This window comes from Bradyrhizobium zhengyangense (assembly GCF_022012435.1).
In the GTDB taxonomy this organism is placed as follows: Bacteria; Pseudomonadota; Alphaproteobacteria; order Rhizobiales; family Xanthobacteraceae; genus Bradyrhizobium; species Bradyrhizobium zhengyangense.
Genome location: NZ_JAKLUA010000010.1, coordinates 239,757 through 255,143, shown reverse-complemented (window position 1 = coordinate 255,143; position 15,387 = coordinate 239,757). Strand labels below are relative to the sequence as shown.

Genomic DNA, 15,387 nt, shown 5'->3' with positions numbered 1-15,387 from the left:
GTCACGGTTCCGGCCGGAGCCGAATTTTGCCGTAATTCAACGGGTTGCGGACGCCTCACGAATGCGCGCGAACTGCCATTCGCATGAGGTTCAGTGCGTCTCTTCGCCGCTTTTCCCGCCATGTCCGGGACCCCCCGCTTCGTCGAGTTTGCGATACAGCGTGGACCTGCCGATCTTGAGTCGGCGCGCCACCTCGGACATCTGTCCACGGTAGTGCGAGATCGCGAAGCGGATGATCTCGCTCTCCATGTCCTCGAGCGGACGAACATCGCCGGTCGGGGTCAACATGGAGAGGGATCCTGCCAGGGGCAGCGGTGCGATGGGTATTTCGCTACCCGATACCACCGGGGGCGCCGCGATCGGCTCGATCATCAGCGGGGCGGTCGGAATCTCCGTCGCGGAATGCGGGTGCGAGGCCAGCAGCGGGAAATCGTCCAGGCCGAGCTGGTCGCCCTCGCTCATCACCACCGCGCGGTAAACAGCGTTTTCGAGCTGGCGGATGTTGCCGGGCCAGTCGAGCTGGGCGAGATGGGCCACGGCCTCGCCAGTGACGCCGGAGATCGCGCGGTTCTCCTCGGCGGCAAAACGCGCCAGGAAATGCCTGAGCAGATGCGGGATGTCCTCGCGGCGGGCCCTGAGCGAGGGGATCGTCAGCGGCAGCACGTGCAGGCGATAGAACAGGTCTTCGCGGAAATGGCCCTGCTTGACCCGGTCCAGCAGCTTGCGATTGGTCGCTGAGATGATGCGGACGTCGACCTTCACGGGCTTGCGGCCACCAACGGCCTCGACTGCGCCCTCCTGCAGTGCGCGCAAGAGCTTGACCTGCGCGGTCAGCGGCAGCTCGCTGACCTCGTCCAGAAACAGCGTGCCGCCGTGAGCCTCGAGGAATTTGCCGGTATGCCGCTCAGTCGCGCCGGTGAAGGCGCCCTTCTCGTGGCCGAACAGGATGGACTCGACGAGATTGTCGGGGATCGCGCCGCAATTGACCGCAACGAACGGCTTGGCCTTGCGCTCGCCGCTGCCATGGATGGCGCGGGCGAACATCTCCTTGCCCACGCCGGACTCGCCTTCGATCAGTACGGGGATCGACGAGTTTGCCGCCTTCTGGGCCGCGCGCATCACCGGCGCCATCGCTTCGGCGCGCGTGATGATGTCGGAGAAGGTCAGCCGACCCTCGCGGCTGTGACGGATGCGCTGCAATTCGCCCTTCAGCGCGGAGGCATTCAGCGCGTTGCGAAGCGAGACCTGGAGCCGCTCCAGTCCGACCGGCTTGACCACGAAGTCGGCCGCACCGGCGCGCATCGCCGAGATCACGTTGTCGATGCCGCCATGGGCGGTCTGCACGATGACGGGCACGCTGAGGCCCGCCTCGCGGATTTTCGCCAGCACGCCCATGCCGTCGAGGCCGGGCATCACGAGATCGAGGATCATCGCGTCGATCGCGGGTGCGTCGGGGCCGGTGAGGGTGGCGATCGCAGCGTCGCCGGATTCGACGACGACCGTCTCATAGCCGCATTTCTGCACCATGTTCTCGACCAGGCGGCGAGCTACGGCGTCGTCGTCGGCGATCAAAATACTGGCAGCCATGGTGCTCCCCGCACGCTACTACTATCTGTCTCGAATCGGGTCACTCTGGCCGAAGCCGATTAACGCACTCTTAAACCTTGATGCCCCCGCCCACCGTCGCGATTGTTGAACACAGGTTTCCCACACAATGACTTCGCGCTCCAAAGCTGCTCTCACAAAGAACGCTGCTCTTCGTAAGCCCGCCGCCAAGAAATCCGCCGTCAAGAAATTGGCACCCAAGGCAAAGTCCTCCGCGAAGCCTGCGAGCAAGACGGGCAAGCTTCCGGAGTGGAACCTTGCCGATCTCTATTCCGGGATCGACGCGCCGGAAGTGGCGCGCGATCTCGAAACGATGGATGCCGATTGCGTCACGTTCGAGACCGACTACAAGGGCAAGCTCGCAACAGGCACAGCAAACGAAGATGGCGGAAAATGGCTCGCGGAGGCCGTGCGACGCTATGAAGCGATCGACGATCTCGCCGGCCGTCTCGGCTCCTATGCCGGTCTCGTCCATGCCGGCGACAGCGTGGACCCTGCGATTTCAAAGTTTTACGGCGACGTCTCCGAGCGGCTGACGGCGGCCTCGACGCATCTCTTGTTCTTCGCGCTCGAACTCAACCGCATCGATGACGATATTTTGACTCGCGCGATGCAAACCCCGGAACTCGCGCATTATCGTCCGTGGATCGAGGATCTGCGCAAGGAGAAGCCGTATCAGCTCGACGACAAGCTCGAGCAGCTGTTCCTGGAAAAGGCGCAGACCGGCTATTCCGCGTTCAACCGTTTGTTCGACCAGACAATCTCGGGCCTGCGCTTCAAGGTCGGCGCCAACGAACTCGCGATCGAGCCGACGCTGAATTTCCTGCAGGACCGCGACGGCGCCAAGCGCAAGGCTGCGGCGGAAGCGCTGGCAAAAACCTTCAAGGCCAATGAGCGCACCTTTGCGCTGATCACCAACACGCTCGCCAAGGACAAGGACATCTCCGACCGCTGGCGCGGTTTCAAGGATGTCGCGGATTCCCGCCACCTGAACAATCGCGTCGAGCGCGAAGTGGTGGATGCGCTGGTCGCCTCGGTCCGCGCGGCCTATCCAAAACTGTCGCATCGCTATTACGCGCTGAAGGCGAAGTGGTTCGGCAAGAAGAAACTGGCTTATTGGGACCGCAACGCGCCGCTGCCGTTCGCGGCGACCGACGTCATCGGCTGGCCCGATGCACGGAACATGGTGCTGACGGCCTATCGCGGCTTCTCGCCGAAGATGGCCGACATCGCCGAGCGCTTCTTCACCGATCGCTGGATCGATGCGCCGGTGCGTCCGGGCAAGGCGCCCGGCGCATTCTCGCATCCGACCACGCCGTCGGCGCACCCCTACGTGCTGATGAACTACCAGGGCAAGCCGCGCGACGTGATGACGCTTGCGCATGAGCTCGGCCACGGCGTGCACCAGGTGCTGGCCGCCAAGAACGGCGCGCTGATGGCGCCGACGCCGCTGACGCTGGCGGAGACCGCGAGTGTGTTCGGCGAGATGCTGACGTTCAAGCGGCTGCTTGCCCAGACCAAGAATGCAAAGCAGCGCCAGGCGCTGCTCGCCGGCAAGGTCGAGGACATGATCAATACCGTGGTGCGGCAGATTGCGTTCTATTCGTTCGAGCGCGCCGTCCACACCGAGCGCAAGAACGGCGAGCTCACCGCGACGCGGCTCGGCGAGCTCTGGCTGTCGGTGCAGGGCGAGAGCCTGGGTCCGGCGATCGAGATCAAGGCGGGTTACGAGAACTACTGGATGTACATCCCGCACTTCATCCATTCGCCGTTCTACGTCTACGCCTATGCGTTCGGCGATTGCCTGGTGAACTCGCTCTATGCCGTCTACGAGAACGCGGCCGAGGGCTTTGCCGAGCGCTATCTCGACATGCTCGCCGCCGGCGGCACCAAGCATTATTCCGAGCTGCTGCGGCCCTTTGGGCTCGACGCCAAGGATCCCAAATTCTGGGATGGGGGCTTGAGCGTCATCGCCGGGATGATCGACGAGCTGGAGGCGATGGGCTGAAGGGCGCGAATGCCTGGATTTAGGGCAGGGCTGCCGCGCGGCATCTGTTGAACCCCGGTTCAGCAAAGCAAATTCCGCGCGCCGGATCCGCGATAATCGGGATTCCAAATGAGCCTATTTGCTGGAAAACCGCGCCTTGGCGCCGTTGCCCTGCCCGAAGGTTTAAGGTATCCCAGCCGAGGAATTCGACTTTCGACTGGGGACATCCATGGCAGATCATAGCGAAGTTGCGTACAGCACCGCCGACGGCAACGACTACGTTGCTCACGAGCAGACCTACGAGGGCTTCATCAAGCTGGTGAAGTACGGCACGGCGTCGGTCGCGCTGATCGTGATTCTGATGGCGATCTTCCTCACCTAAATCGACCTTGGCGGCTGCCTTCATCTGTGGCGGCAGCTGCCCACAAAATTTGCAAACAAGCCGGTTCTAAAGCCGGTATGCAACGCTGCGGGAGTAACGCTACTTTTTTGTGCGTGCGCTGGCCCGCGCCGCCGGAGGACCTATGAAGATCGCCGTTGCCAAGGAAATCGATCCGTCAGAGCCGCGGGTCGCGGCTTCGCCTGATACGGTGAAGAAGTTCAAGGCGCTGGGCGCCGAGATCGCCGTCGAGCCGGGCGCGGGCCTCAAGTCGGGCCTCCCCGATTCCGAATTCACTGCGGTGGGGGCCACTGTCAGCGCCGATGCGCTGAAGGATGCCGACATCATCATCAAGGTGAAGCGTCCCGAGGCCTCCGAGCTGTCGCAATACAAGCGCGGCGCGCTCGTCATCGCCATTATGGATCCCTATGGCAACGAAGCCGCGTTGAAGGCGATGGCCGATGCCGGCGTTTCCGCCTTTGCGATGGAATTGATGCCGCGCATCACCCGTGCGCAGGTGATGGACGTGCTGTCCTCGCAGGCGAACCTTGCCGGCTACCGCGCCGTGATCGAGGGCGCCGAGGCCTTCGGCCGTGCCTTCCCTATGATGATGACCGCGGCCGGCACCGTGCCTGCCGCAAAGGTGTTCGTGATGGGCGTCGGCGTCGCCGGTCTCCAGGCGATCGCGACCGCGCGCCGCCTTGGCGCCATCGTCACCGCGACCGACGTGCGGCCTGCGACGAAGGAGCAGGTGGAATCGCTCGGTGCAAAGTTCCTCGCCGTCGAGGACGAGGAGTTCAAGAACGCGCAGACCGCCGGCGGCTACGCCAAGGAGATGTCGAAAGAGTACCAGGCCAAGCAGGCCGCGCTGACCGCCGAGCACATCAAGAAGCAGGATATCGTCATCACCACCGCGCTGATCCCGGGCCGTCCCGCGCCGAAGCTCGTCTCGGGCGAGATGGTCAGGTCGATGAAGCCGGGTTCGGTGCTGGTCGATCTCGCCGTCGAGCGCGGCGGAAATGTCGAGGGCGCCAAGGCGGGCGAGGTCGTCGAGACAGATGGCATCAAGATCGTCGGCTACACCAACGTCGCGGGCCGCGTCGCGGCCTCGGCCTCCAGCCTCTATGCACGCAATTTGTTCTCCTTCATCGAGACCATGGTCGACAAGAAAGAGAAGAAGCTCGCCGTCAACTGGGACGACGAGCTCGTCAAGGCCACCGCGCTGACCAAGGACGGCGCCGTGATTCACCCGAACTTCCAGCCGAAGGTTTAAGGAGGCCCGTCATGGAGCATGCTGCACAGGTCGTCGACCCCTTCATCTTCCGGCTGTCGATCTTCGTCCTCGCCGTCTTCGTCGGTTATTTCGTGGTGTGGTCGGTGACACCGGCGCTGCATACGCCGCTGATGAGCGTCACCAATGCGATCTCTTCGGTGATCGTGGTCGGCGCGCTTCTGGCCGGCGGCGTCGCCAACGTCTCGAGCGGTTCGGGCTGGGCGCGCGCGTTCGGCTTCGTCGCGCTGATCTTTGCCTGCATCAACATCTTCGGCGGCTTCCTTGTCACCCAGCGCATGCTGGCGATGTACAAGAAGAAGTCGAAGTAAGCGGCCACCTCGGGCTGATGGGATCAATGGGGACCTGAGATGAGCGCAAACTTCTCTGCATTCTTGTATCTCGTGGCGGGGGTGCTCTTCATCCTGTCGCTGCGCGGACTCTCGAGCCCGGCGTCGTCGCGCCAGGGCAATCTGTTCGGCATGGTCGGTATGGCGATTGCGGTCGCCACCACGCTCGCCAACCATCCGCCGGCCGATGGTCTCGCCTGGGTGCTGGTGATTGTCGGCATCGCCATTGGCGCGGCGATCGGTGCGGTCATCGCCCGCCGCGTGCCGATGACGTCGATGCCCGAACTGGTCGCCGCCTTCCACTCGCTGGTGGGCATGGCCGCGGTGCTGGTCGCCGCCGGCGCGTTCTATGCGCCCGAGGCCTTCGACATCGGCACCCCCGGCAACATCCACACCCAGAGCCTGGTCGAAATGTCGCTCGGCGTCGCCATCGGCGCGCTGACATTCACCGGCTCGGTGATCGCATTCCTCAAGCTGTCGGCGCGGATGAGCGGCTCTCCGATCATCCTGCCGGCGCGGCACGTGATCAACGTCGCGCTCGCAGTCGCGTTGGTCGCCTGCATCGTCGGGCTCGTTGTCACCGGCAGCCCGGTGTTCTTCTGGCTCAATGTCATCCTGGCGCTCACGCTCGGCGTGCTCATGATCATCCCGATCGGCGGCGCCGACATGCCGGTCGTGATCTCGATGCTGAACTCCTATTCGGGCTGGGCCGCGGCGGGCATCGGCTTCACGCTCGGCAATTCGGCGCTGATCATAACGGGCGCGCTGGTGGGCTCGTCGGGCGCGATCCTGTCCTACATCATGTGCCACGCGATGAACCGGTCCTTCATTTCGGTCATTCTCGGCGGCTTCGGCGGCGAGACCGCTGCTGCCGGCGGCGGAGCAGGTGGCGAGCAGAAGCCCGCCAAGCTCGGCTCGGCTGACGATGCCGCGTTCATCATGAAGAACGCCTCCAAGGTCATCATCGTGCCCGGATACGGCATGGCGGTGGCCCAGGCCCAGCACGCGCTGCGCGAAATGGCCGACATGCTGAAGAAGGAAGGCGTCGAGGTGAAATACGCCATTCACCCGGTCGCGGGCCGCATGCCCGGCCACATGAACGTGCTGCTCGCCGAGGCCAACGTGCCCTATGACGAGGTGTTCGAGCTCGAGGACATCAACTCCGAGTTCGCGCAGGCCGACATCGCCTTCGTGATCGGCGCCAACGACGTCACCAATCCGGCGGCGGAAGAGGACAAGACCTCGCCGATCTACGGCATGCCGGTGCTGCAGGTCTGGAAGGCCGGCACGGTGATGTTCATCAAGCGGTCGCTGGCGTCGGGTTATGCCGGTATCGACAATCCGCTGTTCTACCGCGACAACACCATGATGCTGCTCGGCGACGCCAAGAAGGTCACCGAGAACATCGTCAAGGCGATGTAGCGCCGGAGAGCCGGCGCAGCGATGACATTCCTGAAATGGATCGCCATCGTCGCTGCCGCCGGCTATCTCGCAGGTCTCGCCGTGCTCTATGTGAAACAGCGCAGCATGCTGTTTCCGATCCCGACCACTGAGCGCACCGCACCGGCCGCCGCAGGGTTTCCGCAGGCCGAGGAACACGTCCTCACCACCTCCGACGGTGAGAAGATCATCGTCTGGCACGTGCCGCCGAAGCCCGGCCGCGACGTGGTGCTGTACTTCCACGGCAATGGCGATTTCCTTGCGGGCCTTGCCGGGCGCTTCAAGGCGATCATTGCTGACGGCACCGGTCTCGTCGCGCTGTCCTATCGCGGCTATGCGGGCTCCAGCGGCGCGCCGAGTGAGGACGGTCTGCTGCGCGACGGCGCGGCCGCGTATTCATTCGCGGCGGAACGCTACGACGCCCAGTGCATCGTCGCCTGGGGATTCTCGCTTGGGACCGGTGTTGCCGTTGCCGTCGCGTCCGAGCATCCGGTTCGCAAGCTGATCCTCGAGGCGCCCTACACCTCGATCGCAGACGTCGCGGCCGCGCAATTCCGCTTCCTTCCGGTCCGTCTCCTGATCCGGGATCCGCTTCATTCCGACGAGCGGATCGCGGGCGTCACAGTGCCGCTGTTGGTCGTTCACGGCGCGCAGGATCAAACCATCCCGATCGCATTCGGGGAGAAGCTGTTCGCGCTGGCGCACGAGCCGAAGCAATTCGTTCGACTCGCTGAGGGCGGGCACGACGATCTCGACAACTTCGGCATGATCGAGATTGCGCGAGGTTTCATCAACGGCTCCTGAGGGCTGACGGGCGCGATCTTCTCGCGCATAATCGGGCGGTTCAACGAAGGAATCGCCTGCATGAGTGTACACGGACCGATGCCGCGGTCGTCCTGGGTGTTCCCGGCCCTGGCGGTGCTGCTGTTCCTGGTCGTCACCGCGACCGGCTACGGTTTCACCCTGTCGGCCGGGGGCGGCCTGTTCGCGATCGTCCTGCTGGTGATCCTGTTCGGCACCGTGTTCGCAGCCGTCCATCATTCCGAGGTGATCGCGGAGCGGATCGGCGAGCCGTTCGGCACGCTGCTGCTCACGCTTGCGGTGACCATCATCGAGGTCGCGCTGATCACCACGATCATGCTCGGCGACAAGCCCGCCCCGACGCTTGCGCGTGACACCGTCTTCGCAGTGGTGATGATCGTCTGCAATGGCCTCGTCGGCCTCTGCGTGTTCATCGGCGGGCTGCGCTACCGCGAACAGGGGTTTCAGCTCTCTGGAGCCAACGTCTATCTCAGCGTGCTGATTGCGCTCGCGACGTTGACGCTGATCATGCCCAATTACACGCTGACGACGCCGGGGCCGATCTATTCGACGCTTCAGCTCGGCTTCGTCGACCTCGTGACCATCGTGCTCTATGGCGTGTTCCTCTACACCCAGACCGTCCTGCACAAGGATTATTTCGTCCATGAGGGGGCGGAGGGCGAGAGCGGGGAGGCCCATCTGTCGGGCAAGATGCTGGCGCTGAGCGTCGCGCTGCTCCTGATCTCGCTCCTGGCCGTCGTGCTGCTGGCCAAGAAATTCTCGCTGGTGGTGGACGCCGTCGCCGACACGATCGGCGCTCCGCCGGCCTTTGCGGGTCTTCTGGTCGCGCTCCTGATCCTGATGCCGGAAGGCGTCTCCGCGATCACCGCGGCCCGCAAGAACGATCTTCAGAAGAGCATCAATTTGGCGCTCGGATCCTCGCTGGCGACCATCGGCCTGACCATCCCGGCGGTCGGGCTCGCCACCTATGTCATCGACCAGCCGCTAGTGCTGGGGCTCAATTCCCAGAACACGGCGCTGCTGTTCCTGACATTCTTGCTGAGCATGCTGACCTTCGGCACCGGCAGGACCAATGTCCTGTTCGGACTGGTCCATATGGTGGTATTTGCCGTCTACGCGTTCATGGTGTTCGTGCCCTGAGCCGATTCGTCTTAGAGAGGTTCTCGATGCTTGCCGCCAGGTCCGAAGTCCAGATCGACAATGACGAGGTCCGGGTGACCGAATGGCGGCTTGCCCCGGGCAGCGCGACCGGGCATCACACCCACGGAATGGACTATGTGATTGTTCCCGTCGTCGCCGGCGAAATGACCATCGTGGCGCCGGGCGGGGAGCGTTCCAAGGCGCAGCTCTCGGCGGGAAAATCCTACTTCCGCAAGGCCGGCGTCCAACACGACGTACTTAACGAAACCTCAACCGAGATCGTGTTCCTTGAGATTGAGCTGAAGGCGTAAGGCGCGCGTAACCTTTGCCATCGATCCGTCGCAGTTGATCCCTTACAATGCCCCAAAGTTCCCGCATCAGATCGCGCGGGGAGTGGCCGAGAAATGCTGAAATACCTCGCTAAAATCTCGATGGATATTTTCCCCTCGGTGCTCGCGACGATCATCGGGGCCTACATCGTTAACCACTACATCAACGCCAGGCCGGCGGCGGATACGCCAGCCGCAGTCGTCGCACCTGCCGACGCCGGCAAGAAGCCCGCTGACGTGGCCCACCTCCCGGGCCCCGGCGTGAAGGCCAAGGGCGTTTCCGAGAAGAGCATTTCCGACAAGAGCGCGGCGGACAAGGCGGCGGCCGACAAGTCTGCTGAGACCAAGGCTGCCGACACCAAGGCTGCGGACGAGGCCGCTTCGCACGGTCATTCCCCCGCGCATGAGAAGGCGGTTGCCAAGTCCTCCCCCGTCACGTCCAGCCCGGCAGCCCCCGCCGCTGCACCCGTGGTTGAGGCCAATTCGTCTCCGGCCGTGACCCCCGACGCCAACGATCTCGCCCGGGCTGCCATCGAGCGCCTGCGCAAGTCGCCCGAGGGCAAGGCCGCCGAGAAGGCCGCCGAGGCCAAATCGACTGAAGCCAAGCCTGCCGAAGCCAAGCCTGCCGAAGCCAAGCCTGCCGAGACCAAGTCGGTCGACAAGGCGCCCGAGAGGACGCCGGAGCCTGCCGTTCAGGAAGCATCCCGCACGCCGGAGGCTCCGCGCGTCGTGACCGCGGTGCCAGCGACGGTGCGTCCCCTGCCTCCGCCGATCAATGTGTCGACGCCGTCACCCGAGGCCTATGGCAATGGCGCCGCGTCGCAGGCGAATCCGCCGTACACCGCCTCGATCGGCAACGACGATCCGAATCGGCTGACGCCACCGGCCGATATTCCGGTCCCGGTGATCGCCCCGCCGCTCGACCTGCGCGCCGATGCCGGCGCGCCGATGCCGCGTCCCAAGACCAATGTCGCCGACGAAATGTTGTCGGGCATGAAGTCGATGTTCCACGCGGTTCTGCCGAAGAGCGCTACCCCCGATTAGCCAGGATAGCGCCTACGCCATCCCATAATTGTCAGCCGCCGACACGGGCCAAGCCGCTGCGAGCGGCGTCATCGCGTGGGCGCAGGCTGACTGCCTTGTTGTAGGACGCCGCCGCCTTGGCCTTGTCACCCAGCCGCTCATAGGCCTGCCCCCGGGTCGTCCAGACCTGAGCATTGTGCGGATCGGCTTCGGAGGCCTCGTCGAGATCGGCAGCCGCCTCCTTGACCTTGCCGATGGCGAGATAGCTGACGGCACGGCCGAGCAGCGGTTCGGCCTTCTGCGGATTGAGCCCGCTGGCGGCGCCGAAATCGGCAATCGCGAAGTCGTGCTCGTTGTTGCCCTGGTAGAGCAGGGCGCGGCCGTAGAGCGCCTGCGCATTATAGGGATCGAGCGCGACGGCGCGGTTGAACTCGTCCAGTGCGGCCTGCGTCTCGCCGGACTTGGCAAAGCCTTGCGCTTTTTCCGTGTGGGTCTGGGCCTCAGAGACGTTGGCAGCGCTGACGGCGCTGTCAGGCGCGGCGGTCGCCTTGGGCGCTTCCTGCGGCTTGTCCTTCTCCGGCCCCAATGAGCCGAGATCGAAGGAGCAGCCGCACAGCGCGATCCCCATCAAGGTCAGCGCAAGGGGCTTGCGCCAGATACGGCGTCGCCGCGCCAAGACGGGCTGGGGGATAGGGAAGGCCATCTACGGTTCGCTCGCGCTAGAGCATGATCCGGAAAAGTGTGCAGAAGTTTTCCGAAAAGATCATGCCCAAACAACAACCTAAAGCGCGATGACAAACAATCCCGATCTCATCGCGCTTTAGCGCCGCATCTGTAGTGCCCCGTCCCGGAAAGGCACTGCTCACAAAAAAATAACGCGGGCTCGGAGCCCGCGTTATCGAAACTCAGTCCTGCAATCTCGGCAAGATCAGCGCGGTCCGCGCGGACCTGCACCGGGGCCGCCACGGCCACCACGCTCGCCACCGGGGCCAGCGCCGAACACCGGCTTCGGCTTCATCGGCAGCAGGCCTTCGCGCTGCAGCTTCTTGCGGGCCAGCTTGCGCGCGCGGCGCACGGCTTCGGCCTTTTCACGAGCCTTCTTCTCGGAGGGCTTCTCGTAGTGACCGCGGAGCTTCATCTCGCGGAAAATGCCTTCGCGCTGCATCTTTTTCTTCAGCGCCTTGAGGGCTTGGTCGACATTGTTATCGCGAACGAGAACCTGCACGCGGCATCCTCTTCAGTGGATCGGATTTGAATTCTGGTAAGACGAAGGGATGGCAAAAAGCGCAAGCCCTTAACCTTGAGGGCGCGGATGTATCAGACAAAACCTGGGATGTCCACCTGCGAAGCGGAGTTTAGGGCCAAGTTCAGCCATTAAATGCGGCGAAAATCCTCCCTTGCAGCCCCGATTTGGGAGATTTGGCGCCAAGAAGGGCCGCAGCGGACATAGTTCCGAAAATCTTTGCAATCAGGGGAGACGCCACATGGACATGAAGAAATACGCTGCCGAGGCCATCGGCACGTTCTGGCTCACATTCGCAGGCTGCGGCAGCGCGGTGATCGCCGCCGGCTTTCCGCAGGTCGGCATCGGCCTGGTCGGCGTGTCCCTGGCCTTTGGCCTCAGCGTCGTCACCATGGCCTATGCGATCGGCCACATCTCGGGCTGCCATCTCAACCCGGCCGTCACGGTCGGCCTTGCTGCCGGCGGGCGGTTTCCGGCAGGCCAGATCCTGCCTTACGTGATTGCGCAGGTCTGCGGCGCCATCGTCGCCGCCGAGCTGCTCTACGTGATCGCCAGCGGTGCGCCGGGCTTCGACGTCACCAAGGGCTTTGCCTCCAACGGCTATGATGCGCATTCGCCGGGCCAGTACAGCATGATCGCCTGCTTCATCACCGAGGTGGTGATGACCATGATGTTCCTGTTCGTCATCATGGGCGCGACCCATGGCCGCGCGCCGGCGGGCTTCGCACCGCTCGCGATCGGGCTTGCGTTGGTGATGATCCATCTCGTCAGCATCCCCGTGACCAACACGTCCGTGAATCCGGCGCGCAGCACCGGCCCCGCGCTGTTCGTCGGCGGCTGGGCGCTGGCGCAGCTCTGGCTGTTCTGGGTCGCACCGCTGATCGGCGGCGCGCTGGGGGGCGTGATCTATCGCTGGCTCAGCGAGGAGCCCGCGGGCGTCGTCGCGGGCGTGAAGACGGCCTAGTTCAACAGCGGGATCGCAGCTTTTGCTGCGGTCCCCCTACTTGCTCTTTGAAGGCCTGACTTCGGTGACGTGGCCCATCTTGCGGCCGGGGCGCGGAGCGCCCTTGCCGTAAATGTGGACAGTCGCGCCGGGCACGCTCAGCCACTTCTCGTAATCATTGATTTCGTCGCCGATCAGATTGGTCATGGTGACGATCTCACCGTGGCGCACCGGCTTGCCGAGCGGCCAGCCGGCGATGGCGCGGATGTGTTGCTCGAACTGGGAGACCGACGCGCCGTCGAGCGTCCAGTGTCCGGAATTATGCACGCGCGGCGCGATCTCGTTGACCAGCACTTTCGATCCGCCGCCGTTGGCGAGCACGAACATCTCCACCGCGAGCACGCCGACATAGTCGAGCGCGGTTGCGATCTTGCCGGCGATGCTGCGTGCCTCCTCGGCAAGTACATCAGGGATCGGCGCAGGCGCTCGCGAGATCTTCAGAATGTGGTCGCGATGCTCGTTCTCGGTGACGTCGAAGCATTCGACCTGGCCCGATGCAGAGCGTGCGGCGATGACGGAGATCTCGCGCTCGTACGGGATGAAGGCTTCCAGGATTGCCGATTTTGTGGCGAGGCTGGTCCACACTTTCGCGATGTCGTCGCCCTCGCGGATGATCGCCTGGCCCTTGCCGTCATAGCCGAAGCGGCGGGTCTTCAGCACCGCGGGGAGGCCGATTTTGACGATCGCCTCGCGCAACGATGCGACCGAGGTGACGTCGGCATAGGCGGCGGTGCCGATGCCGAGCCGCGTGACAAAATCCTTCTCGGCGAGCCGATCCTGGGTGGTCTCGAGGATCTTGCGGTTCGGCAGCACCGGACGGCGCGAATCCAGCACCAGGGCGGCCGCGGACGGAACGTTCTCGAATTCGTAGGTGATGACGTCGACATCGTGGGCGAACAGCTCGAGCGCCTCGACATCGGCATATTCGGCGCAGGTCGCGTTCAGCACCACGTCGAAAGCCGGCGAGTCGGGATCGGGCGAGAACACCTGGCAGCGCAGGCCGAGCCGCGCCGCCGCCATGGCCAGCATTCGACCGAGTTGTCCGCCGCCGAGGATTCCGATGGTGTCGCCGGGCTTCAGCTTCACCTGCTTTGCGTCAGTCACGCCTTGTCCTCCGGGCGCTCGGCAACCGCCTCGGTCTGTGCCTTGCGCCAGGCGGCGAGGCGATCGGACAGCGCTGGATCGGACAGCGCCAGCACGGCGGCCGCAAGCAGCGCCGCGTTGATCGCGCCGGCCTTGCCGATCGCGAGCGTGCCGACCGGAATGCCGGCCGGCATCTGAACGATCGAATAGAGCGAATCGATGCCCTTCAGCGTCCTGGACTCGACGGGGACGCCGAAGACAGGCAGTTCCGTCAGGGCTGCGGCCATGCCGGGCAGGTGCGCGGCCCCGCCGGCGCCGGCGATGATGACCTTGAAGCCTTCCGCCTTGGCGCCCTTGGCGAAGGTAAACAGCCGGTCGGGGGTGCGGTGAGCTGAAACGATGCGGGTGTCGGAGGCGACACCAAGCGCTGCGAGCGTGTCGGCGGCGTGCCGCATCGTCTCCCAGTCCGACTGGCTTCCCATGATGATGGCGATCGGCGCGGTCATGACGTCAATTGTGCTCGGAAAACAGAAAGATAGGCCAGATTAACGGTTCCGGCCGGCGGCTCGCAAGGCGGTGGCAAGGAGAAGGGAATGCACTATCCTGTCTTGGTGAATCCCCGCAAGCCTTCATTGAGCAGGATGCCCATGAAGAAATCAAAAAGGGCGACCGCTGCGAAGGCCAAAAAGGGCCGGAAAACCAGCGGGAGCCGAACGAAAGTCGTACCCAAGCGGCCTGCGGCGCCGCGCCGCGCGTCCCGGGCCGGCGCTGCCAAGACGGCGACCAAGATGACCGGCAATGCAGCGAGCAAGGACAGCAGCACGGCGACCATCCGCGGCCTGCGGACCAAGCTCACCCAGGCGCTGCGGCGCGTCGCCGAGCTCGAGGCGGCGGCCGACACGGATTTCCTGCTCGACATTCCCAACCGGCGCGGTTTCGAGCGCGAGCTCCAGCGCGCCATCGCCTACATGAAGCGCTACCGCGCCAGCGGCGCGCTGATCGTGCTCGACGTCGACCGGCTGAAGCCGATCAACGATTCCTTCGGCCATGCCGCCGGCGATGAGGTGCTCAAGGCGATAGCCAGCACGCTGACGCGACAGATCCGGGCGTCCGACGTGGTCGGCCGTCTCGGTGGCGACGAGTTCGCATTGCTGTTGTGGAATCTCAGTGAGACTGACGCCAAGGCGAAGGCGGCCATCTTCGAGCAGGCGATCGACGATTTGTCCTTCACCTTTCGCGGCCAGCATGTGACGGCGGGCGCCTCCGCCGGTGTTGCGCTGCTCGGTGCGCAGTCCGATGCTGCCCGCGCGCTGGAGGAGGCTGATGCCGCCATGTATGTGCGCAAAGCGCACCGGCGGCACGAGCCGCGGATCAGGCTTGTGGGCAGCTGAGCATGATCCGGAAAAGTGTGCAGCGCCTTTCCGAAGAGATCATGCTCAAGCAATAAAACCTTACAGCGTGGCGAGATCTTCCGGCACGTTGCCGAATTTGCGCAGCAGCGTGGCATCGCCGAACTCACCGGTCATGGGATCGCCGCTGCGGCTGAACGCGACTGCGCCGATATGGCCGGTGCCGCGCGCCAGGGCCTCGGCGCGTCGTAGCGCAGCGGTCGAGCTCTGGCATTCCTCAGCAGTGCCGGCGACAGGCGATCCGTCGGCATCGATCAGGAAGGGCATTGCAACGTAATAGGTCACGTCTGACATGGCGTTGCTC

At 64.3% G+C, this 15,387-nt stretch carries 17 protein-coding genes; 11 read left to right on the top strand and 6 right to left on the bottom strand.

Annotated features, from left to right (window positions below):
- Positions 1-90 precede the first annotated feature (90 nt).
- Positions 91-1,587, bottom strand: a complete 1,497-nt coding sequence (locus L6637_RS27855; protein ID WP_237862939.1) for a sigma-54-dependent transcriptional regulator — start codon at positions 1,585-1,587, stop codon at positions 91-93.
- 127 nt (positions 1,588-1,714) lie between these two features.
- Here L6637_RS27855 and L6637_RS27850 point away from each other — a divergent pair, with 127 nt between their 5' ends.
- The 9 genes from L6637_RS27850 to L6637_RS27810 all read left to right on the top strand — a co-directional run bounded on the left by L6637_RS27850 (position 1,715) and on the right by L6637_RS27810 (position 10,366).
- Positions 1,715-3,613, top strand: a complete 1,899-nt coding sequence (locus L6637_RS27850) for a M3 family oligoendopeptidase (protein WP_237872623.1) — start codon at positions 1,715-1,717, stop codon at positions 3,611-3,613.
- A gap of 208 nt (positions 3,614-3,821) precedes the next feature.
- Positions 3,822-3,974, top strand: coding sequence for an aa3-type cytochrome c oxidase subunit IV (locus tag L6637_RS27845; protein WP_018317799.1), 153 nt, complete (start codon positions 3,822-3,824; stop codon positions 3,972-3,974).
- A gap of 142 nt (positions 3,975-4,116) precedes the next feature.
- Positions 4,117-5,244: a Re/Si-specific NAD(P)(+) transhydrogenase subunit alpha gene (locus tag L6637_RS27840; RefSeq protein WP_237862937.1), complete on the top strand. Its 1,128-nt coding sequence runs from the start codon at positions 4,117-4,119 to the stop codon at positions 5,242-5,244.
- An 11-nt stretch (positions 5,245-5,255) separates the two neighbouring features.
- Positions 5,256-5,573: a proton-translocating transhydrogenase family protein gene (locus L6637_RS27835; RefSeq protein WP_014492434.1), complete on the top strand. Its 318-nt coding sequence runs from the start codon at positions 5,256-5,258 to the stop codon at positions 5,571-5,573.
- 39 nt (positions 5,574-5,612) lie between these two features.
- Positions 5,613-7,013 carry an NAD(P)(+) transhydrogenase (Re/Si-specific) subunit beta gene (locus L6637_RS27830; protein ID WP_237862936.1) on the top strand — a complete coding sequence of 467 codons (1,401 nt, stop codon included), beginning with the start codon at positions 5,613-5,615 and terminating at the stop codon, positions 7,011-7,013.
- A 21-nt stretch (positions 7,014-7,034) separates the two neighbouring features.
- Positions 7,035-7,835 (top strand): alpha/beta hydrolase, encoded by an 801-nt coding sequence (locus L6637_RS27825; RefSeq protein WP_237872621.1) that lies wholly within the window; start codon positions 7,035-7,037, stop codon positions 7,833-7,835.
- Positions 7,836-7,895: 60 nt separating this feature from the next.
- A complete protein-coding gene (locus L6637_RS27820) occupies positions 7,896-8,993 on the top strand; it encodes a calcium:cation antiporter (protein ID WP_237862934.1) in 1,098 nt (365 codons plus the stop codon).
- 26 nt (positions 8,994-9,019) lie between these two features.
- Positions 9,020-9,304 carry a cupin domain-containing protein gene (locus tag L6637_RS27815; protein ID WP_237862933.1) on the top strand — a complete coding sequence of 95 codons (285 nt, stop codon included), beginning with the start codon at positions 9,020-9,022 and terminating at the stop codon, positions 9,302-9,304.
- Positions 9,305-9,397: 93 nt separating this feature from the next.
- The gene (locus L6637_RS27810; RefSeq protein ID WP_237872618.1) at positions 9,398-10,366 is read left to right on the top strand and encodes a hypothetical protein; all 969 of its coding nucleotides are present in this window, start codon (positions 9,398-9,400) and stop codon (positions 10,364-10,366) included.
- A gap of 31 nt (positions 10,367-10,397) precedes the next feature.
- Here L6637_RS27810 and L6637_RS27805 read toward each other — a convergent pair whose 3' ends face one another.
- Together L6637_RS27805 and rpsU are read right to left on the bottom strand one after the other, a co-directional pair.
- Positions 10,398-11,048, bottom strand: coding sequence for a tetratricopeptide repeat protein (locus L6637_RS27805; RefSeq protein ID WP_237862931.1), 651 nt, complete (start codon positions 11,046-11,048; stop codon positions 10,398-10,400).
- A gap of 225 nt (positions 11,049-11,273) precedes the next feature.
- Positions 11,274-11,570: a 30S ribosomal protein S21 gene (rpsU, locus tag L6637_RS27800; protein WP_027545547.1), complete on the bottom strand. Its 297-nt coding sequence runs from the start codon at positions 11,568-11,570 to the stop codon at positions 11,274-11,276.
- 259 nt (positions 11,571-11,829) lie between these two features.
- On the opposite strand from rpsU, the gene aqpZ reads away from it, so the two are divergent.
- Entirely contained in the window at positions 11,830-12,552 is a 723-nt protein-coding gene (gene aqpZ, locus L6637_RS27795) for an aquaporin Z (protein WP_237862930.1), read from the top strand.
- Between the two features lie 36 nt (positions 12,553-12,588).
- Here the strand turns inward: aqpZ and L6637_RS27790 are convergent, their stop codons facing one another.
- Positions 12,589-13,695: a 5-(carboxyamino)imidazole ribonucleotide synthase gene (locus L6637_RS27790; protein WP_237862929.1), complete on the bottom strand. Its 1,107-nt coding sequence runs from the start codon at positions 13,693-13,695 to the stop codon at positions 12,589-12,591.
- The gene (gene purE / locus L6637_RS27785; protein ID WP_237862928.1) at positions 13,692-14,180 is read right to left on the bottom strand and encodes a 5-(carboxyamino)imidazole ribonucleotide mutase; all 489 of its coding nucleotides are present in this window, start codon (positions 14,178-14,180) and stop codon (positions 13,692-13,694) included. Before purE ends, L6637_RS27790 begins: the two co-directional genes overlap by 4 nt.
- 141 nt (positions 14,181-14,321) lie before the next feature.
- On the opposite strand from purE, the gene L6637_RS27780 reads away from it, so the two are divergent.
- Complete coding sequence (locus tag L6637_RS27780) at positions 14,322-15,065, top strand: GGDEF domain-containing protein (RefSeq protein WP_237872617.1); 744 nt, start codon at positions 14,322-14,324, stop codon at positions 15,063-15,065.
- A 60-nt stretch (positions 15,066-15,125) separates the two neighbouring features.
- Here L6637_RS27780 and L6637_RS27775 read toward each other — a convergent pair whose 3' ends face one another.
- Positions 15,126-15,377 carry a hypothetical protein gene (locus tag L6637_RS27775; RefSeq protein ID WP_237862926.1) on the bottom strand — a complete coding sequence of 84 codons (252 nt, stop codon included), beginning with the start codon at positions 15,375-15,377 and terminating at the stop codon, positions 15,126-15,128.
- Positions 15,378-15,387: the final 10 nt, after the last annotated feature.